Here is a 19,910-nt window from a genome sequence, read left to right as displayed (position 1 = left end):
TCCTTTGGCGTTCTCAATAAAGTGACTGGATGTGTTCAATATCATTCCAGCTCATTGATTTGTTTTGTGATGCCGATAAAATATGACGGATATAGCGGGCAAAGACGTCGGTTTCGATATTGACACGTGTCCCTTTTTTATAACTTCCGAAGAGGGTTTCACGCATCGTGATCGGGATGATCGTTAGGCGGAACGCATCTCCCATTATTTCGTTGACTGTGAGACTGATTCCATCGATGGTGATAGAGCCTTTGGGCGGGATAAGCGGGATAAATTCGTGTTCTACATCGACAATCACATCATAGCTGTTACCGTTATCGGTGATGGAGCGGATCGTTCCGATGGTATCGATGTGTCCTTGGACGATGTGTCCCTCGAATCGATCTCCCATCATCATGGCAGGTTCGATATGGACGGAACCGCTTAGTTTTTCGGTCGCGATGTGTTTTAGGGTTTCGGGTGATAGTTCGACGCTGAATCCATCCGATTCGATGCTGATGACAGAGAGGCAGGTGCCGTTAATAGCGATCGAATCGCCGAGTTTAGGTTTGTGTACAGCTTTAAGTGAGAGACGATTTCCGCCGAAACTTTTCACTTGCGCCATTTCTCGAATCAAACCTGTAAACATATCACCCCTTTGTTAAAATACTATTTTACCCTCTTCTTGCAAAGAACGGATAATACTTTTCGCTTTTTCGTGACCGTTATAGGCCGCTTTTCGACACCACTCTAATGCTGTATCGTTATTCATTTCACAACCAAATCCCTGGTCGTACATCAACCCCAGATTGTATTGCCCCTCTGCGAGATTCATCGTTGCGGCGCGGGAAAAACAGATAAAGGCTTTCGGATAGTTTTGGAGGACACCATGCCCCTCTTTATAGAGGACGCCGAGGTTGTTAAATGCATTCGCATTGCCTCGCTTAGCTGCTTCTTCGTACCAAAATGCTGCTTCGGAGAAATTTTGGACACACCCAAGCCCCCGCTCCAGCGAGAGGGCTGCTTCATATTGCGCTTGCGGAAATTCTAACACTGCGGCACGCAGTAAAAACTCGAACGCTTTAAATTGATCGTGGGCTACGACAACACCGTCTGCGTACATAAGTGCGAGATTATAAATGGCAGCAGGTTCATTCAGTTCAGCAGCTTGAGAATAGAGATGGAAGGAACGTTCAAGAGACGTTTCGACTCCCAACCCTTTTTGGTGCATGTACCCCAAGGAGGAGAGGGCGGTAGGATTGTTTTGAAGCGCTAAGGTTTCAAAAAGTTCAAGAGCCTCTTCGTAACGGTGGGCATTAAAAGCGTCAAAGGCACTTTGGAGCATTATAGATTCCTACTAGATTTTTGGGAGATTATAACAAAGGGCACTTTAGCGACGTACTTTACGATCACTGCGCTGTTTTTCTTTAAGCTTGCTCACAACGTCTTTGAGTTCCTCTTTTTTTTTGAGGAGTTGTTCACGGATTAAAAACTCATCTCCTCCATCCACTTCCGGATCATACTCGAGAGGCTCAGGATTGTAGTTTTTCAGCATCTCTTCTAATGTTTTGGTGTTTGCGGCATCCATTTGTGTCACCTGTCATCAAAATATTTTCTTAATTGTAGGCTATTTTTCCTTTCTCTTTTTATAGGTTTCAACATGAGAAGCTATAATTGCAGTAATAATTTACGTAAAAAGAAGTAATAATGAATTATGACGTTATCGTCGTCGGCGGAGGACACGCCGGAATCGAAGCCGCACTCGTCTCTGCGCGTATGGGACACAATACGCTAATGGTCTCTATTTTAGCGGAGCAGGTGGGGGCGACGAGTTGTAACCCTGCCGTCGGCGGACTGGCTAAAGGGCATTTGGTACGTGAACTTGATGCCCTTGGCGGAGAGATGGGATTATTGACCGATGAAGCAGGTATTCAGTTCCGTATTCTCAATATCACAAAAGGTCCCGCCGTTCGCGGAAGCCGTGCGCAGATCGATATGGATCGCTACCGTGTTATCGCCCGTAACAAAATCTTGACAACCCCTAATATGTCACTGATCCAAGAAACAGTTAATTCCCTGATTATTGAAGATAATACGGTTGTCGGAGTACGTACTCATCTCCTCAACGAATATCACGCTAAACGTGTGATTCTTACAACGGGAACATTCCTTAACGGCGTAGTTCATATCGGCGAGATCACGCAGGAATCAGGACGTTTTGGTGAATTTCCGGCGAAAGGACTCACCGATTCCCTCCGCAATGCAGGGCTCAATGTCGGTCGGCTAAAAACAGGAACCTGTCCCCGTGTTGACAGTTCTTCGATCGATTTTAGTGTGATGGAGATCCAAGATGGAGATGAACTTCCGAATCCGTTTAGTTTCCGCACTGATCGAGAGGAATTTGCACGGACGAAAAAACAGCTCCCGTGTTACATTGCCTATACCAATGAAGATACCCATACTCTCATCGAGGGAAATTTCCATCGTGCACCGCTTTTTACCGGACAGATTGAGGGAGTAGGACCACGCTATTGCCCGAGCATCGAAGATAAGATCAACCGTTTCCGCGACAAAGAGCGTCATCACCTTTTCATAGAACCCCAAAGCGCGGAGAATACCGAGTGCTACATCAACGGTATGTCTACTTCTCTCCCGCCTGATGTTCAGCGTGCTATGATCCACTCCGTTCATGGAATGGAGAATGCAAAAATCGTCCGTTACGGCTATGCAATCGAGTATGATTATGTCGATCCGACCGAATTGAAACATACGTTGGAGACGAAAAAGGTTAAAAATCTCTATTGTGCGGGACAACTCAACGGGACGACAGGATATGAAGAAGCTGCTGCTCAGGGGATGATGGCGGGGATCAACGCCGCACTCTCACTGCAAGGGAAAGAACCGTTAATTTTGCGCCGTGATGAAGCCTACATCGGTGTATTGATCGATGATTTGGTGACCAAAGGGACGAAAGAACCGTACCGTATGTTTACCTCTCGTGCTGAGTATCGCCTCCTTCTTCGTGAAGAGACGGCAGACTTGCGCTTGGGACGTTACGGGCATGCTTTGGGATTGATCGATGATGCTCAGATGGAGCGGATAGAGATGAAACGGACCCAAATCACGGAAGGGTTGAAACGTCTCGAAGAGACGATTTATACTCCGAACAAAGAGTTTTTAGCATTTTTGGCTTCTATCGATGAAGAGCATATCACTGACAAACTCACGGCTACCCAACTTGTCTCTAGGAAGAGTTTTGAGCTTGATAAATTGGTTAAGTTGATACCGAGTTTTGGAGAGCTTGACCCGTATATTCAAGAACAGATTTTGATCGAAGCGAAATACGCCCGTTACGTAGAGAAACAAAGCGACGATATCGAGCGGATGTCTAAAATGCTCCATATTGCTATTCCTGAGAATTTTGATTTTAAATCAGTTTCGGGACTTTCCAATGAAATCGTGGATAAACTCGCTAAATTTAATCCGCCGACTCTGCAAGCAGCTTCACAGATATCGGGTATGACACCTGCTGCGTTGGATATTTTACATATTTATATCAAGATGGCTCAACGCAAAAACTAAAGGAACTTTTATTATGCGCTATTTCTATTACGTCCACACGGGGCATCGTATCGGCCTGGATCGTTTCCACCGAGCTGTTGCCATTGTCAATGAACTTCAAAAAGAGATTGATATTACATTGCTTTGTTCTGATTTTCGGATTGCTGCAGAAGCAAAAGAGTATGGTATTAAACGCGCAGTTGGAGTAGATTTGGTACGAAATATTCCCCAAATCGCTCATCACGGGGATAAGATAATTTTTGATTCGGCGGAGATCAATCCGACTCTTTTAGCCGATATGACACAGTTTTTCTCAACTTTTATCCGCATCAGCGATAATCCCTCGGATATGAAACATGAAAAAGAGTTTTTGCTATCACCGTATTTGGAAGGTGAGGGGATTTGCAAAGGAATCGTTATTGGTGAGCGCTATTATGAGCAACAACCCAAAACCATACCTTTGGCACTTTTTTTCGGCGACGATGATTATGAAAAAGATTTAGAGAAAAACCAAAGCGTTTTTAAACCGTTTAATATGGAACTGTTGATGGGCTTCTACCATTTTCTCGGGTATGAAAACAGCCTCAAAGAGAGTTTTACTGCGATACATGAATGTGAAGAATACGATGAGGTAATTCGTAAAAGTGAGATTTTAGTGAGTGCTTCACCACAAGCGGTGCTTCAAAATTTAATAAGCGGCGGCAAACCGATTTATTTACAACGCGCTGACTATACAAATGATTTTATTCCGTTATTTGAATCATTTTCAATTCCTATTATTAAAGAATTATCCCAAGCACAGCTTATGCAAGCGATAAATAAAGCTTCATCAAATAGTTATCACACAGTCGAAAAAAGTAACACTAAAGTAATCGTATATATAAGAAAAACTTTCGATTTATAAAAGCTTAAACCTTTTTAACTTATGATGTAGAGTTAAATTTCCAAACTAAGTGAGATGACAATGATGGATGAAAGCAGAAGAGGGTTTGTCGGAAAAGCCTTTGGTGCCGTTGCCGCTGTCGGGGGAATTGCCTCCCTCATCGCGATGAAGAAAACATGGGATCCGCTTCCGAGCGTTATGTCAGCCGGTTTTACAACGGTAGACGTATCGGGCTTAGAAGCCAACAAATTAGAAATCGTTGTATGGCGGGGTAAACCGGTGTTTATTCTTAAATACAGCGCAGATATGAAACCAACCGATGGCCGCAGTGTCAAAATCGGTGATAGCTATTTCTCAGTTATGATCGGTCTTTGTACCCATCTTGGCTGTATTCCTGGATATGAAGGGGATAAAAAACTGTTCAAATGTGCTTGTCACGGCGGTGAATATTCTGCTGATGGTGTCAACACATTCGGACCACCACCTCGTCCGCTGGATGTTCCTCCGTTTAAACTTGACGGTGTAACGCTTGTATTGGGCGATGAAGGCCCTGAGTACAAAAAAATGACGGCGAAAGCGTAGGGGGCAGAGAATGGCAGAATTTAAAAAAGCAGACTCGATGCTCGAGTGGTTTGATCAACGTTTAGGTGTCATTAACTTTGCAAAAGTAATGATGAGTGAGTATTGGATTCCTAAAAACATCAATTTCTTGTGGGCAATGGGTGTTTTGTTAACCGTATTGTTTACTTTCTTGGTTGTTTCTGGGATTTTCCTTTTGATGTATTACAAACCAGATGCTAATATGGCATTTGACAGTGTTAACTACACGATTATGCAAGAAGTTGCGTATGGTTGGTTGTTCCGTCATATTCATGCGGTCGGCGCATCGGTTGTTTTCTTGATTATTTATATTCATATGTTTACCGGTATCTATTATGGCTCTTATAAAAAAGGGCGTGAGATGATCTGGATTTCAGGGATGCTTTTATTCATGCTTTTCTCAGCAGAAGGTTTCAGTGGATATATGCTTCCATGGGGACAAATGAGCTACTGGGCGGCATACGTTATTACCGAAATTTTTGGCGGTATCCCTTTTATCGGTGATGAGCTTGTTGTATGGATTCGCGGTAACTTCTATGTTGCGGATGCAACATTGACCCGTTTCTTTATGTTGCACGTATTGTTGATTCCTCTTGCGATCATCGGTGCAATCGTGTTTCACTTTTACGCATTGCGTTTTCCACATGTTAATAATGAACAAGGTGAATTTTTTGATTTCGATAAAGAATCAGAAAAATATCTAGCAGGCGATAAAAAACATTCTAAAGTTATCCCTTTCTGGCCGGTATTCTTGTCAAAAGATATTTTTGTTTTGGGTGTGTTTTTAATTTTCTTTTTCTATTTGGTGTTCTTCCATTACGGTTTTGCGATGGATCCGATCAACTTTGACAAAGCAAACGGTCTTAAAACTCCTGCACACATTTACCCTGAGTGGTATTTCTTGTGGAGCTATGAAGTATTGCGCGGTTGGTTCTTTGAGATTGCCGGTATTTCAGGTAAAGATCTTGGATTGATGGCATTTGGATTTGCTAACATTATTTTCCTTGTATTGCCATGGTTAGATCGTTCTCCAATGGTAAAACCGGCAAATCAACGCCCTTATTTTAAATATTGGTTTTGGTTGATGATTGCTGACTTGATGGTATTGACCGAATTTGGTAAATTACCTCCGACCGGCCCAAATGCATGGGTAGGTTTCGGTGCATCATTGGTATTTTTGGTATTGTTTATTGCATTGCCGTTTATTACTAAAGCAGAAGCTAAAAAAGTGAAGGGTAAATAATGAAAGAATTTAAAATTTTAGCCGTCATTATTGCTCTTGTCGGCATCACATATTATGGGATTGAGCCGTATGCCCACAGCGTTATGCATCCGGCAGTTGCTCCGGCTGACTTTACGTTCCAAGACGTTAAAAATGTGGATACCTCACTCGTGGGTAATGAAGCAAACGGTAAAGTACTTGTTGAAGCTAACTGTATCGCGTGTCATGCAATCGAAAAAGCAGGTCATCCTGCTGTTATGCCGAATGCGGATTCAGCAGCATCGTATGGTGTTGTTCCACCGGATTTGAGCCATGCAGGGCGCATTTACGACAAAAACTACTTGGCAAATTTCATTTTTGACCCGGTAACGGCGATGCATTTGCAGAGTAAATATAATCCTGAGAACGGAAAAGCATTTCCGATGCCGTCTTATAACTGGATGAGCCCTCAGGATATTATGGACGTTGTCGCTTATTTGCAATCTATTGCTCCAAAAGTAGCGGATGATAAAGCAGGGCATAAAATTACATTTGAAGCAGCATGCGGACGATGTCACAATATGCAATACGCAGGTATTGAAGCAACCACTCCGGTTGATAATCTTAAAACGTATATGGGAGCGACACCACCGGATCTGTCCCAGTACATTAAAAGCCGTGGTGAACACTACCTTCATAGTTTCATCAATGATCCACAGATCTTGCTCAAAGGGACATCTATGCCACGCGTAGGTTTGACTGAAAAAGCACAAGAAGAAGTGATCGCTTATATGGAAGAAGTGGGTGATTCGAAGAAAGCAGAGCGTGAAAGCCTTGGAATATGGGTTATGTTATACTCTGCTGTATTTGCACTTTTAGCTTATTTGTGGAAACGTAAAATTTGGGAGGAGGTACACTAAGGTGTGCCTTTCTGAGGAGAAACAGATGAAAATGATAAAAATTTTAGCTCTCTCTGCACTTATAAGTTCGGGTGCAATGGCAGATGATACGTTGGCTCTTAACATGAGTCAAATGGAAAACGGTTTGAGTAATGTTCAGAAAGGTTTTCTTTACAATGCTCCTGCTTTGATTAAAAGCGGTGTAGCGGATATTCATAAAGCGAATGCACTTTTTCACGATATGGACGCAACAAAAAAATATCTTCCTAAAGATAAACAACATATGAGTAACATCGCATTCAATGCGGCTAAACGTATTGATAGCGCATCTAATGATTTGATTAAAGCATTGGATAAAAAAGAGTATTCAAAAGCTCACCAGTCTTATTCTGAAATCGTGAATGCATGTACTGCATGTCACGCAGTCGTTCGCGGCTGGTAAAAAAGTCACCCCCTTTGTGGGGTTTCTCCTCTAATTTCCTCAATAAATAAAACTCAAAACAACTTTTAGATACCATCCGAACACTTTCCTCTTGCAAGGACAATTGTGTTAATAGATAGCTATGGCAGAACCGTTGATTATTTACGTGTATCGGTAACGGAACGGTGTAATTTCAGATGTCAATACTGCATGCCCGAAAAGCCCTTTTCCTGGGTGCCTAAAGAAAACCTCCTTAGTTTTGAAGAGTTATTCGAGTTTATCAAAGTATCCATTGATGAAGGGATTAACAAAATTCGTATTACCGGCGGTGAGCCGCTGTTGCGTGAAGACCTCGATAAATTTATCAAAATGATTTATGATTACAAGAATGACATCGATTTAGCGATGACAACCAATGCCTTTTTGCTAAAAGGAGCCGCTCAAAAACTTTACGATGCGGGATTGCGCCGTTTGAACGTATCGATTGATTCTCTTAAGCCTGAGATTGCCGAAACGATTGCTAAAAAAGATGTTTTACGCCAAGTCCTTGAAGGGGTTGAAGAAGCACTCAGAGTAGGACTCAAAGTAAAAGTGAACATGGTTCCGATGAAGGGACTGAACGATGCGGAAGTATTGGATGTACTGGAATACTGCAAAGCGCGGGGAATGGTGGTTCGTTTTATTGAATACATGGAAAATGTTCATGCCGAAGTTGATATCAAAGGGATGCAAAGTTCCGAACTTCTGAGTATTATCGGAAGCCGCTATAGCTATAGTGATGAGGGGTTTGACGGTCATTCCCCTTCCCACTATTATAAACTCCCTGACGGGTATGAGTTCGGAATTATTGAACCGCACAAAGACGATTTTTGTACCAAATGCAATCGTATCCGTCTTACTGCCGAGGGGAATCTGATTCCATGCCTCTATTTCGATGAAGCGATGTCGATTCGTGATGCGGTGCGTCGCGGAGATATCAAAGAAGCGGCATTAGTGCTTAAAGAGGTAATTCGTACCAAACCCGAAAAAAATCGTTGGAGCGAAGGAGATGCCGAAGTCTCTACCCGTGCGTTCTACGAAACAGGAGGATGAAATGCTCTATTTAGTAGAACACTTCTATTCGGTTCAAGGTGAGGGGAAATATACGGGAGTACCGTCTTTGTTTTTTAGATTCGGCGGATGTAATCTAAAATGTGAGGGGTTTGGGTGTCGTGAAAGTGCACCGGATGGTACTGAAATTTTAGGATGTGATACCGTTTACGCTGTCGATCGTAAAGCATTCGGTGAGTTGTGGCAGGAGATTGAAGAGCTTCAAACATTGATTTGGATTATGAACGGATATCGTTTACCCCCTCACGTTGACATAGTACTTACCGGAGGGGAGCCTCTGATCTATGCCAATGAGCCGATTTTTGTGGAGTTTATCGAGCATCTGATTTCACAGGGACATCGTGTGACGTTTGAGACCAATGCTACGATCGCACCCGATTTTAAGCGGTACCCTTTTTATGCACAAGCGACCTATGCATTGTCCGTCAAACTCTCTAACAGCGGCGAACCGTTGGAAAAGAGGGTAAAACCTGAAGTGTACGGTACAATTATCGCGTATGCCAAAGAGAGCTTCTTTAAATTTACGGTCGATGAACCCTCTTTAGTGAGTCATATTGAATCTGAAATAGACGATATAATTTCTCCACATCCGTATACACCGGTTTATTGTATGCCGCTTGGCGGGGACAAAGCCCATATCGAAGCCAATTGCGAAGCGGTTATCGAGTTTTGTAAACGGCGCGGATTTATCTACTCAGATCGGCTTCATATCCGTATCTGGGATCAAAATCATGGAGTGTAACTGATGATTATCCGTAAATTATTTAAATTTGAAAATGCCCACGTCGTTCGCGGCTGTTCGACTCAGCGGTGCCGCGCATCGATCCACGGTCATTCATATAAGGTCGAAGTTCTGTTTGAATCTCAATATCTTGACGACGGACAAATGGTCTATGACTTCGGTCTAATGAAGCAGGGGATGAAAGAACTAATTGACAGTTTCGATCACGGCGTTGCTATTTGGGATGGAGACGATAAATCCTATATTGCATCAATGAAAGAACATTCTAACCGCTGGGTACTCCTTCCTGTCTCCCCCTCATGTGAGCAGTTTAGTCGTGTTTTATTTTTGATGTTGGACAGATTACTATCTATGACCCAGATGGTTAATGGGGAGCGGGGAGTAAAACTCAACAGCATTATCGTTCATGAGACGGAGACAGGATATGCTCAAGCTTTTGAAGAAGACGCCTATTCCGAGTTAATGGGCTTGATCGATTTAAATACAATTCATTTTAGCGACGAAGTGCGCAAAGGGTGGAGCGATTCGCGGTTATGGGACAAAATGCTTTTCGGTGAAGTATTTGTAAATCCGCACACGGTTTAGAAGGTCACAAGCGAGTGCTGGACCTCTGAACTCATGCACCAACGTGTGGTGACAACTTTGATCTCGTTCCCCTTCTCAAATCCCTCAACAGATGCATCAACCATCATATAAGCGTTTGCCTGCGACAGAGGTAGAACCATCCCGGGGCCAAATTTTGGACTGGGAGTAAATGATGAGCCGTCAAACCATCCCGGAATCAGAGAACGGCGCCCTTTTTTCATTTTAAACGGTTCTGAGATTTTAGTCGTGATAGAGGAGAGATATTTATCGCTTCTACCACTGAGCGAGAGGATGGAGCTTTGCCCGAAAAGTTCAAAACAAAGTGCCGCTGCAAGAGGATTCCCGGGGAGATTAAGGATAATGGTATTACCGATCCGCCCGAAAGTTGTCGGCTTCCCGGGTTTGATGTCAACCGATTCAAAAGCACTTTCGAATCCAAGTGAATGAAATGCTTTTTTCGTAAAGTCGGCATCCCCGACGCTTACTCCGCCGGAGGTGATAATCAAATCAGCATTCAGGGCACTTTTAATATGTTCTTGGATCGATTCGAGAGTATCTTCGGCCGTACCGGTAAAAATAACTTCACATCCGAGTTCCCGGGCCCGTGCGGCAAATGTTGGAGTATTGGTGTTGTAAAGCTGGTTAGACCCGAGCGTTTCATAGTGCATTTTCAACTCATTACCGGAGGAGAAGAGGGCAACACGTGGACGGCGGTAAAGCTGAACATGTGTGATACCCTGTGATGCTAAAAGTGAGATGTGATGGGCACACAGATAAGTCCCTTTTGCAAGAAGTATCATGCCGGCTTGGATGTCTTCACCTTTGAGGCGGATATGTTGAGACGCTTTGATAAAAGAAGGGAAGGTGACATGGTCCCCATCGACAACTACATCTTCGATAGGGATGATCGCTTCACATCCTTGCGGTATTTTGGCTCCGGTCATAATCCGGATGCATTGATCTTCTACCAGACGGATTTCACCTTGATCGCCTGCAAAAACGACACAGGACTGAATGAGGGTCTTTCCTGCATCTTCGGTTCGTACTGCATAGCCATCCATGGCTGAATTGTCAAAGGAAGGGAGTGAATGTTCGGCTACGATCGTTTCGGCCAACACACGATGTATACTGTTTTCAATCGGAGCGATTTCGATTCCCAACGGCAATGAGAGTCTGTATACGTGGTCAAATGCCTCTTCTGCACTGATTGCCATGGGGATCCTTTTTCCTATTAATATTTTATGGTTCCAATTATAGGCGATTTAAGGTAAAATCCCCTTTATGGAAGCTATGTATAAAATGGGAATAGAAATCCACTATGTGGGTGTTATCATGCTGATGGGGGTTGTCGGTTTTAATATCGTCATGCTTGCCCTTTCAAAACATATTATTCGCTATTCTAAGCGAATGAGAGTTGTCATGCCAATTTCCGGCTCATTGATTGCTATGTTGATTTTGACCGGTGCCATTATGATGGCGGCTAAACATTTGCATTTTACACTGCCTAATATTGCTATGATTATTGTAGGTATTGTGATGATTATATTGGAAGCAAAACGGTACAAAACACTCAAGCGCCGAACCGATATCACACAAGAAGGTGCGTTTGCCGAATACAAGAAAAAAGCATTTCGCTTTTTGGGGATTGAAATGGCAATGTTGGTTTTGATTAGTGTGTGGATGCTGGCGTGAAATTTATGTTAAATCCGGATGCCGGTGCTTTGGAACTGAGCATTTCTGGAGATGAATACAAATATTTGATAAAAGTTCGACGGCATAAAGTTGGAGATACCGTTTGTTTTCGTAATAAAGCCAACCTGAGTGAAGAATATCGCTATCACTTGGAGCAGACAGATGGGAAAAATGCTTTTTTTTCGCTTCAAAGTCATCATAGTGCCCCTTGTGTAAGTGAACGAAAACTTCATATAGGATGGTGTCTGATCGATCCTAAGACGATTGAGAAGACATTGCCGATGTTGAGCGAGCTGGGGGTGGAAAAAATTACGTTTATCCACTGTCACCGTTCGCAACACAATTTTCGGCTTGATTATGATCGTATGATGCGGCTTATGGAGAGTTCGATTATGCAATGCGGACGAACGTCATTCATTGAATTGAGCGAATCACCGACTTTAAGTACGTTTTTAAAAGCACATCCTGATTCTGTTGTTTTTGATTTCGGCGGAGAGATATTAAAATCCGATGAAAACATTGACACCGTTATAATCGGATGCGAGGGTGGATTTGATGAGAGTGAGCGTAAGCAGTTTGCCTCACATCGTGTACGCCTTTTTCCTTCACCTATGATTTTACGTTCCGAAACTGCCGCAATAGCGATAGCATCACGGTTATTGTAAAAAAAGAAATTTTTCGTTATAATTCGCTTCCAATTATCCGCCCCCGTACGGATATAAAACTATACAGACCGACGTACAACGCCGTCGATCACAAGGCAAACTTATGAAAAAAGATCTTCACCCGAACGTTGTAGAATGTACTGCAAGCTGCGCATGCGGTAACTCATTCACAACAACCAGCACAAAAGACACAATCCGTGTTGATATCTGTAGCGCATGTCACCCGTTCTATACTGGTTCTGAGCGTCAAGTAGATACAGCAGGTCGTATTGATAAATTCAAAAAACGTTACGCATTAAATTCGTAATTTAAACCTTTGCCTCTTTGGGGGCAGAAACCGAGCACTCTTATGCTAAGCCTCGTCCCCACTCCCATTGGAAATATTTCTGACATTTCCCTTCGTTCTCTCGATGTTTTATCCACTGCCGATATTATCCTTTGTGAAGACACCCGTGTTACCAAAAAGCTGATCCATCTCCTTAAAGAACGCCATAATCTTACGACTACGGAACCGCAATTTTTGAGTCTTCATTCACATAATGAGGCTGAATTTATTTCCAAACTTACGCCTGAATTTTTTAATTCCAATGTGGTCTATGTGAGTGATGCAGGAATGCCGGGGATTAGTGATCCAGGACAGATGTTGGTACACTATTGTTTGAATCAGGGTATTGCATACGATATTTTACCGGGTGCAAATGCAGCACTTACTGCTTTTGTCGCTAGTGGATTTGTGGAGACGAAAATGCTTTTTTTCGGGTTTTTACCCCATAAAGGAAATGACCGATCTTCCGCACTTCAAGAAGCGTTGTTTAACGGATACACGACAATACTGTATGAATCACCCAAACGTCTCGATAAATTGCTTTCAGAGCTGATTATTGCTGCACCGCAACGGCAGGTTTTTTTGGCTAAAGAACTTACCAAGCGGTATCAGCGGTTTTATCGAGGTGTTGCATCAGAGTTAATTTCTCAGATGGAAAAAGAGATACGGGGGGAGTGGGTTGTAGTCATTGAAGCTTCTGAAGCCAAAGGCTCATCGCTCAGTGAACAGGATATTCTTTCCCTCGATATCCCAAAAAAAGCCGCCTCAAAACTGATCGCCCGACTTACTGGCGAAAATCCGAAAGAGTGCTATCAGCGACTCTTAAACACATAAAGGTAAAATAACGTATGCTTATTTATGGAAAACAACCGGTTTACTACGCATTAGAACGTCATAAGGATCGTATTAAGACCCTTTATTTGGCAAAAGAGCTCGATAAAAAAGAGTACTCGGCGCTTATGAAGATGGGTTTTGAGATCAAACGGATCCCTGAAAAAGCGGCACAGTCTATGGTAAAGGGGGGAAATCATCAGGGCTTTATTGCAGAGATTTCTCAGATTGTCCCATATGCTTCTCCATTTTTGAAAAAATGCGATTTCGTCGTGATACTTAGTGCAATTACGGATATGGGAAACATTGGTTCACTTATTCGAAGTGCCTATGCCCTTGGGGTTGATGCTATTGTTATCAGCGGTATTAAAGAACCGAATCTGGAACCGATGATCCGTACCAGCAGCGGAGCGGCACTGGATATGCCACTGGTGATTATCCATAATATTCATGATGTTATGCATGAGCTGAAACAATCCGGATTTCAGATATACGGAGCCGTCATGGACGGAGAGGATATACGTGAGACCACTTTTGCCTCTAAACGGGCTTTGGTTTTGGGTAATGAGGGAGAGGGGCTTAGCGGCAGAGTTCAAAAGAGCTTAGATGTAGGCATTTCGATCCCGATGGCACACGATTTTGATTCTTTGAATGTCGGTGTTGCCGGCGCAATTTTAATGGAGAGAATGAGATGAAACAATGTAGCACGTTCGAAGATTTGCAGGCTCTGGGGACAGAGAAAATTCATGAACGGACCCATATCTCCCGAGATAAAGTAGAATTGGTTTTGACCAAATCCTACGGTGAGATCGGACGGGTTCAATTTATGGGTTTTATATCAATTTTAGAACGTGAATACGGCATTGATTTGAATACCATTAGAGAAGAATACGCTACCTATTATCAAGATCATATTGTTGAAACTTCCTCTAACTCATCCGTTATTTTGCAATCTTCTTCGAATTCCAAACCCAAATGGATTATGGTTGGAATTGCATTAATCGTTATGTTAATGATCGCTGGATATATTGCTCAGGGGAAAATGTCGAATGAACCGGATGAAGCGGTTATGAAGCTGACCGTACCGCCAATTGCAGTTCATGATGTGACCATAGATACTAATGTGACAGACATGAATGAAACCAACACAACGGTTTCAATGGTAAACAATGAGAAAAATACAACAAAACCGAGTGCTTCGCATTCTATTGTCTCCGGAAACGGGCTGATTATTCGTCCGGCCTATAAAGTTTGGTACGGGATGATCGATATGGCAACCGGACAAAGAATTCAAAATATTACTGCCGATCCGATTGTTATTGATACGACCAAAAATTGGCTGATTTTTATGGGACACGGAAGATTGGAAATCGAGTCTTCATCGGGGAAAACTGAGTTGAAAGATAAAGAGACCGTTCGATTTGTGTATGAAAACGGATCATTGAAACCAATAACTAAAGATGAATTTATCGAGCGAAACGGCGGAAAAAACTGGTAAGGAATATTCCATGAAACGCTTCACACCGTTTTTATTGGCTCCGAGTATCCTTTTTGGAGTATCGATCAATACGCAAATCGGATTTACCGGCGAGCCAACGGTGAGTCTAAGAACGATTACACAAGCATTTAATGCTATAGGATATAGATTTGATGTAAGGTCATTTACAATTGAGAACGGTGCAGGCGAACTGCAAGGATCTGCAAGTGGAAATAAAACGTTTACACCGGCTGTTTTAGGTGAAAATCTCAAAGAACAGGGTATTCGCATAGACAGCGCCCATGTCGATCAAAATGGGCTTATTATGGTGCTTAATACCCAAAATGCTTTCTGGAATGCCCCTTTGCTCGGAAGCGATGAAGGCTCTGAACTTAAACGGGTGACCTCCGCGCAGTGGTTTCGTGTTGAAGAAGGACAATCTATCCGAATCCAACCCCCTTATGTTGGTAAATGGTATCCGGAAATTGCTGTTTTGGATGCTTCAATGCATCTTTTAGCTTCATATCGTTCACTGGAACCCAAAGACGAGTTTCAGTCTGAACTTCCTCCAAGTGCCTATTATCTCAAAATCTCCAATGCGCAAGGGATGAAAGTGCTTAAAGAGGGGATGTGGATTGAGTCTATGAGCCCAGGACGATAACTCGCGCGTATTATATAAAAACTAAGCCTCTTATGCTAAAATGGCGCAATTTTTTAATCACAGGTTGTAGCCATGTTTGATGAAATCCAATTTGACCGGATTAAACGCCTCCCGAAATATGTATTTGCCGAAGTAAATGAGCTTAAAATGGCACGCAGACGTGCCGGAGCCGATGTTATCGATTTTAGTATGGGAAACCCTGATGGCGATACCCCGGAACATATCCGTAAAAAGTTGGTAGAATCAGCACAAAAAACCAAAACCCACGGCTATTCGGTTTCCAAAGGTATCCCAAAACTTCGTCAAGCGATTTGTGATTGGTACAAACGCCGTTACGATGTTGATCTCGATCCGGATACTGAAACCGTTGCGACAATGGGGTCAAAAGAAGGGTACGCCCATTTAGCGTATGCTATTACGAACCCGGGAGATGTGGCAGTTGTCCCTGACCCGACGTATCCGATCCACTCGTATGCTTTTATTTTAGCCGGCGGAAACGTTCAAAAAATGAAACTTCCTTTCGATGAAGATTATAAAGTGGATGAAGATTTGTTTTTCGAACGATTGGAAGAAGCGTTTCACGTATCGTTTCCAAAACCTAAATACGTAGTCGTTAATTTCCCCCACAATCCTACGACTGCGACGGTAACTCCTGAATTTTATACCCGTATCGTCGAGATGGCAAAGCGGGAACGATTCTATATTATCAGTGATATTGCGTACGGTGATTTGACATTTGATGGTTACAAAACTCCATCTATTATGTCGGTTCCGGGAGCGAAAGATGTGGCGGTTGAGAGCTTTACTCTTTCCAAAAGCTACAATATGGCGGGGTGGCGTGTCGGTTTCTTCGTCGGAAACGCTAAATTAATCGGCGCACTGCAAAAAATCAAAAGCTGGCTGGATTACGGGATGTTCACCCCGATCCAAGTGGCGGCTACTATTGCGCTCAACGGTGATCAAACCTGTGTACAGGAAATTACCGATAAATACGATCATCGTCAAGATGTGTTGATTGATGCATTCAACCGTGCAGGATGGCCTTTGCGCCGTAATCAGGCATCGATGTTCGTATGGGCTAAAATACCGGAATGTGCCATTCATATGGGGAGCCTTGAATTTTCTAAGCGATTGTTGGTCGAAGCCAATGTCGCGGTAGCTCCGGGGATCGGTTTTGGGGATTACGGTGATGAGTATGTTCGTATTGCATTGATCGAAAATGATAAGCGTATCCGTCAAGCGGCTAAAAATATCAAGCAGTTTTTGAGTACGTTGAATTGTAAGGGTGTTGAGTGACACGTGTCGGCGTTATCGGTGTCGGAACGGTAGGACGTGCTGTTGTAGAGATTTTAAGAGAAAATAAAAATATCATCTCGGCACGTTCCGGAGATGATATTATTGTTAAAAGCGGTGTTGTTCGTAATTTGGAAAAAGCATCCGATCTCTCAATCGTCCTTTCACAAAATCCGTATGATATTGTCGATGACCCCGAAATCGACATTGTTGTTGAATTAATGGGTGGCATTGAGCTTCCGCTTGCCGTCGTTAAAAAAGCGCTTCAAAACGGTAAAGCGGTAGTAACCGCAAACAAAGCCCTCCTTGCGTATCACCGTTATGAACTTCAAGAGATTGCTGGAGATATTCCGTTTGAATTTGAGGCAAGTGTTGCAGGGGGCATTCCGATTATCAATGCTTTGCGTGACGGACTATCGGCGAATCATATTCTTTCGATTATGGGGATTATGAACGGTACGTGTAATTTCATGCTGACCAAAATGATGAACGAAGGTGCCTCTTTTGAGAGTGTTTTAACAGAAGCACAGGCTCTTGGATATGCCGAAGCAGATCCGACATTTGATATCGGCGGATTTGACGCAGCGCACAAACTTCTCATTTTAGCATCTATCGCATATGGTATTGATGCCAAACCTGAAGAGATTTTGATTGAGGGGATCGAGGGTATTACGCCGGATGATATAGCATTTGCCAAAGAGTTCGGATACACCATTAAGCTCTTAGGGATTGCTAAACGTGACGGGGATGAAGTCGAATTGCGTGTTCATGCTGCTTTGGTTGATGAAGACGCAATGATTGCAAAAATTGACGGTGTTATGAATGGGATCAGTGTCGTCGGTGACCGTGTCGGCGAAACACTCTATTACGGACCGGGAGCTGGCGGTAATGCAACGGCCAGTGCGGTAGTCGCAAATATTATCGATATTGTTCGCTCCGGCAAACGCTCACCGATGCTCGGGTTTAACCATCCGCTCGAAGAAGGTTTGCATCTAAAAAATCAAGACGATATCCGTTCAAAATATTACCTTCGTCTCCGTGTATCGGATAAGCCTGGTATTTTGGCACAGATTACTCAACTTTTTGCCAATGAGGCGATTTCAATCGAAGCGGTGATTCAGCGTCCCTCCGAAACAGAGTGTGCCCACCTGCTTTTTGCAACCCATGAAGCGACAGAGAGAGCGATTCATCAGTTGATGGAACATCTTGAAGCCTTGGATGCTGTACTCGAACAACCCTTTATGATTCGAATTGTGTAATCACAATTCAAATCATACTTCTATTTCATACCTTAATAAAAATTTAACCTTATATACTGTATTATACGCGTCCACTTTGCCCTCTCGGACAAATAGAATTGAATGTTTATAACTGCGTTTAATCGTAGTTACAAGTATTGGTGTGATCAATTTCCACCTACGAGAAGCAAGTGATTTAAATCAACGGAGCCTACCGATGAAAGTACGTTCTTCAGTGAAGAAAATGTGCGACGATTGTAAAATCATCAAGCGCAAAGGGGTCGTTCGCGTAATCTGCAAAACCCCAAAACATAAACAAAGACAAGGATAAGCATGGCACGTATTGCTGGTGTGGACTTACCTAAGAAAAAACGTTTGGAATATGCATTAACTTATATCTATGGTATCGGTTTACATACTTCACGCAAAATTTTGGATGCTACAGGGCTCGATTACAACAAGCGTGTATTCGAACTCAGCGAAGATGAAGCGGCAACGCTTGCTAAAGAGATCCGAAGCAGCGGTATCGCTGTAGAGGGTGACCTTCGTAAACAAGTCGCTATGGATATTAAAGCGTTGATGGATCTTGGTTCTTACCGTGGTCTTCGTCATCGTAAAGGTCTCCCATGCCGTGGTCAAAAAACCAAAACCAATGCACGTACGCGCAAAGGTAAGAAGAAAACTGTCGGCTCAGTTACAAAGTAAGGGATTAGAGTATGGCAAAAAGAAAAGCAACCCGTAAAAAAATTGTAAAAAAGAATATTGCGCGAGGTATCGTTCATATCTTGGCATCATTCAATAATACCCTTGTAACGGTAACAGATGAAATGGGTAATATGATCGCATGGAGTTCGGCTGGTGCCCTTGGTTTCAAAGGTTCTAAAAAGTCAACTCCGTTTGCTGCTCAACAAGCAGTAGAATCTGCGCTCGAAAAAGCAATGGTCCACGGAATTAAAGAAGTGGGAATTAAAGTTCAAGGTCCAGGTTCTGGCCGTGAAACAGCAGTTAAAAGTGTTGGTGCGATTGAAGGTCTCCGTGTTTCTTTCATGAAAGACGTTACTCCACTACCACACAATGGATGTCGTGCGCCTAAGCGCCGACGAGTCTAAGGAGTTTAGCAATGGCAAGATATAGAGGACCCGTAGAAAAAATCGAAAGAAGATTCGGTGTTAGCCTTGGTTTAAAAGGTGAGCGTCGTCTTGCAGGTAAAAGTGCCCTTGACAAACGTCCTTACGGACCAGGACAACACGGTCAACGCCGTACAAAAATTTCTGAATACGGTACACAGCTTCGCGAAAAACAAAAAGCGAAATTCATGTACGGTTTGAGCGAAAAACAAATGCGTTCATTGTTCGGTGAAGCAAAACGTCGTACAGGTAATACCGGTACAAACTTGGTAATGCTTCTTGAGCAACGTCTTGACAACGTTGTTTACCGTATGGGATTTGCAACGACTCGTCGTTTTGCACGCCAATTGGTAAACCACGGTCACGTATTGGTTGACGGCAAACGTGTTGATATTCCATCTTACCGCGTAAAACCGGGTCAAAAAGTGGAAATCCACGAGAAAACTAAAAAGAACAACCAAATCGTTCGTGCGATTGAGTTGACCAACCAAACCGGTCTTGCGGCATGGGTTGACATCGATCAAGAAAAAGCGTTCGGTATTTTCACACGTCTTCCAGAGCGTGAAGAGGTTGTTATCCCTGTTGAAGAACGTCTAATCGTCGAGCTTTACTCGAAATAA

The 19,910-nt window shown here is 43.1% G+C and carries 26 protein-coding genes; 22 read left to right on the top strand and 4 right to left on the bottom strand.

Going from position 1 to position 19,910, the window contains the following annotated elements; translation table 11 throughout:
- Nucleotides 1-13: 13 nt before the first annotated feature.
- From PHI47_RS06955 to PHI47_RS06945, 3 genes are read right to left on the bottom strand one after another with little or no spacing between them, the layout of a single operon-like run.
- On the bottom strand, nucleotides 14-628 hold the full coding sequence (locus PHI47_RS06955) for a riboflavin synthase (RefSeq protein WP_299935439.1): 615 nt from the start codon (nucleotides 626-628) through the stop codon (nucleotides 14-16).
- 12 nt (nucleotides 629-640) lie between these two features.
- Nucleotides 641-1,324 (bottom strand): tetratricopeptide repeat protein, encoded by a 684-nt coding sequence (locus PHI47_RS06950; RefSeq protein WP_299935436.1) that lies wholly within the window; start codon nucleotides 1,322-1,324, stop codon nucleotides 641-643.
- 45 nt (nucleotides 1,325-1,369) lie between these two features.
- Nucleotides 1,370-1,567, bottom strand: a complete 198-nt coding sequence (locus tag PHI47_RS06945; protein WP_299935433.1) for a hypothetical protein — start codon at nucleotides 1,565-1,567, stop codon at nucleotides 1,370-1,372.
- 119 nt (nucleotides 1,568-1,686) lie between these two features.
- Between PHI47_RS06945 and mnmG the strand changes: the two genes are divergently transcribed.
- The 9 genes from mnmG (at nucleotide 1,687) to PHI47_RS06900 (ending at nucleotide 9,981) form a co-directional block, all read left to right on the top strand.
- Nucleotides 1,687-3,561 (top strand): tRNA uridine-5-carboxymethylaminomethyl(34) synthesis enzyme MnmG, encoded by a 1,875-nt coding sequence (gene mnmG / locus PHI47_RS06940; RefSeq protein WP_299935431.1) that lies wholly within the window; start codon nucleotides 1,687-1,689, stop codon nucleotides 3,559-3,561.
- A gap of 13 nt (nucleotides 3,562-3,574) precedes the next feature.
- Nucleotides 3,575-4,444: a hypothetical protein gene (locus PHI47_RS06935; RefSeq protein WP_299935429.1), complete on the top strand. Its 870-nt coding sequence runs from the start codon at nucleotides 3,575-3,577 to the stop codon at nucleotides 4,442-4,444.
- A gap of 60 nt (nucleotides 4,445-4,504) precedes the next feature.
- Nucleotides 4,505-5,005, top strand: coding sequence for a ubiquinol-cytochrome c reductase iron-sulfur subunit (gene petA, locus PHI47_RS06930; RefSeq protein ID WP_299935426.1), 501 nt, complete (start codon nucleotides 4,505-4,507; stop codon nucleotides 5,003-5,005).
- A 10-nt stretch (nucleotides 5,006-5,015) separates the two neighbouring features.
- Nucleotides 5,016-6,266 (top strand): cytochrome bc complex cytochrome b subunit, encoded by a 1,251-nt coding sequence (locus tag PHI47_RS06925; RefSeq protein WP_299935424.1) that lies wholly within the window; start codon nucleotides 5,016-5,018, stop codon nucleotides 6,264-6,266.
- A complete protein-coding gene (locus PHI47_RS06920) occupies nucleotides 6,266-7,144 on the top strand; it encodes a c-type cytochrome (protein ID WP_299935421.1) in 879 nt (292 codons plus the stop codon). Before PHI47_RS06925 ends, PHI47_RS06920 begins: the two co-directional genes overlap by 1 nt.
- 25 nt (nucleotides 7,145-7,169) lie before the next feature.
- A complete protein-coding gene (locus PHI47_RS06915; RefSeq protein ID WP_299935418.1) occupies nucleotides 7,170-7,565 on the top strand; it encodes a hypothetical protein in 396 nt (131 codons plus the stop codon).
- A gap of 105 nt (nucleotides 7,566-7,670) precedes the next feature.
- Complete coding sequence (gene moaA, locus PHI47_RS06910) at nucleotides 7,671-8,636, top strand: GTP 3',8-cyclase MoaA (RefSeq protein WP_299935416.1); 966 nt, start codon at nucleotides 7,671-7,673, stop codon at nucleotides 8,634-8,636.
- A gap of 1 nt (nucleotide 8,637) precedes the next feature.
- The gene (locus tag PHI47_RS06905; RefSeq protein ID WP_299935415.1) at nucleotides 8,638-9,396 is read left to right on the top strand and encodes a 7-carboxy-7-deazaguanine synthase QueE; all 759 of its coding nucleotides are present in this window, start codon (nucleotides 8,638-8,640) and stop codon (nucleotides 9,394-9,396) included.
- Nucleotides 9,397-9,399: 3 nt separating this feature from the next.
- Nucleotides 9,400-9,981 (top strand): 6-carboxytetrahydropterin synthase, encoded by a 582-nt coding sequence (locus PHI47_RS06900; RefSeq protein ID WP_299935413.1) that lies wholly within the window; start codon nucleotides 9,400-9,402, stop codon nucleotides 9,979-9,981.
- Here PHI47_RS06900 and glp read toward each other — a convergent pair.
- On the bottom strand, nucleotides 9,978-11,195 hold the full coding sequence (gene glp / locus PHI47_RS06895) for a gephyrin-like molybdotransferase Glp (protein ID WP_299935411.1): 1,218 nt from the start codon (nucleotides 11,193-11,195) through the stop codon (nucleotides 9,978-9,980). The genes PHI47_RS06900 and glp overlap by 4 nt on opposite strands.
- A gap of 67 nt (nucleotides 11,196-11,262) precedes the next feature.
- Here glp and PHI47_RS06890 point away from each other — a divergent pair, with 67 nt between their 5' ends.
- From PHI47_RS06890 to rpsD, 13 genes are all read left to right on the top strand, one after another.
- Nucleotides 11,263-11,673: a hypothetical protein gene (locus tag PHI47_RS06890; RefSeq protein WP_299935409.1), complete on the top strand. Its 411-nt coding sequence runs from the start codon at nucleotides 11,263-11,265 to the stop codon at nucleotides 11,671-11,673.
- A gap of 5 nt (nucleotides 11,674-11,678) precedes the next feature.
- Nucleotides 11,679-12,338, top strand: coding sequence for an RsmE family RNA methyltransferase (locus tag PHI47_RS06885; protein WP_299935767.1), 660 nt, complete (start codon nucleotides 11,679-11,681; stop codon nucleotides 12,336-12,338).
- Between the two features lie 103 nt (nucleotides 12,339-12,441).
- Nucleotides 12,442-12,645 carry a 50S ribosomal protein L31 gene (rpmE, locus tag PHI47_RS06880; protein ID WP_299935407.1) on the top strand — a complete coding sequence of 68 codons (204 nt, stop codon included), beginning with the start codon at nucleotides 12,442-12,444 and terminating at the stop codon, nucleotides 12,643-12,645.
- A gap of 42 nt (nucleotides 12,646-12,687) precedes the next feature.
- Complete coding sequence (gene rsmI / locus PHI47_RS06875) at nucleotides 12,688-13,497, top strand: 16S rRNA (cytidine(1402)-2'-O)-methyltransferase (protein WP_299935405.1); 810 nt, start codon at nucleotides 12,688-12,690, stop codon at nucleotides 13,495-13,497.
- 14 nt (nucleotides 13,498-13,511) lie between these two features.
- The gene (gene rlmB / locus PHI47_RS06870; RefSeq protein ID WP_299935403.1) at nucleotides 13,512-14,189 is read left to right on the top strand and encodes a 23S rRNA (guanosine(2251)-2'-O)-methyltransferase RlmB; all 678 of its coding nucleotides are present in this window, start codon (nucleotides 13,512-13,514) and stop codon (nucleotides 14,187-14,189) included.
- The gene (locus tag PHI47_RS06865) at nucleotides 14,186-14,992 is read left to right on the top strand and encodes a hypothetical protein (RefSeq protein WP_299935401.1); all 807 of its coding nucleotides are present in this window, start codon (nucleotides 14,186-14,188) and stop codon (nucleotides 14,990-14,992) included. The genes rlmB and PHI47_RS06865 overlap by 4 nt, the downstream gene beginning before the upstream one ends.
- Before the next feature lie 10 nt (nucleotides 14,993-15,002).
- Nucleotides 15,003-15,632 carry a hypothetical protein gene (locus PHI47_RS06860; protein WP_299935400.1) on the top strand — a complete coding sequence of 210 codons (630 nt, stop codon included), beginning with the start codon at nucleotides 15,003-15,005 and terminating at the stop codon, nucleotides 15,630-15,632.
- A gap of 72 nt (nucleotides 15,633-15,704) precedes the next feature.
- Nucleotides 15,705-16,928 (top strand): LL-diaminopimelate aminotransferase, encoded by a 1,224-nt coding sequence (locus PHI47_RS06855; protein ID WP_299935398.1) that lies wholly within the window; start codon nucleotides 15,705-15,707, stop codon nucleotides 16,926-16,928.
- Entirely contained in the window at nucleotides 16,925-18,184 is a 1,260-nt protein-coding gene (locus PHI47_RS06850; RefSeq protein WP_299935396.1) for a homoserine dehydrogenase, read from the top strand. Before PHI47_RS06855 ends, PHI47_RS06850 begins: the two co-directional genes overlap by 4 nt.
- 196 nt (nucleotides 18,185-18,380) lie before the next feature.
- On the top strand, nucleotides 18,381-18,494 hold the full coding sequence (rpmJ, locus tag PHI47_RS06845) for a 50S ribosomal protein L36 (RefSeq protein WP_015654591.1): 114 nt from the start codon (nucleotides 18,381-18,383) through the stop codon (nucleotides 18,492-18,494).
- A 2-nt stretch (nucleotides 18,495-18,496) separates the two neighbouring features.
- On the top strand, nucleotides 18,497-18,868 hold the full coding sequence (rpsM, locus tag PHI47_RS06840; RefSeq protein WP_299935394.1) for a 30S ribosomal protein S13: 372 nt from the start codon (nucleotides 18,497-18,499) through the stop codon (nucleotides 18,866-18,868).
- An 11-nt stretch (nucleotides 18,869-18,879) separates the two neighbouring features.
- Complete coding sequence (rpsK, locus tag PHI47_RS06835) at nucleotides 18,880-19,272, top strand: 30S ribosomal protein S11 (protein ID WP_015654589.1); 393 nt, start codon at nucleotides 18,880-18,882, stop codon at nucleotides 19,270-19,272.
- A gap of 11 nt (nucleotides 19,273-19,283) precedes the next feature.
- Nucleotides 19,284-19,910 (top strand): 30S ribosomal protein S4, encoded by a 627-nt coding sequence (gene rpsD, locus PHI47_RS06830; protein ID WP_299935393.1) that lies wholly within the window; start codon nucleotides 19,284-19,286, stop codon nucleotides 19,908-19,910.

Origin of the sequence: Sulfuricurvum sp. (assembly GCF_028713855.1) — a bacterium.
Lineage (GTDB): Bacteria > Campylobacterota > Campylobacteria > Campylobacterales > Sulfurimonadaceae > Sulfuricurvum.
Note: the sequence above shows the minus strand (reverse complement) of the source record. Positions and strands in the feature narration are given on the sequence as shown.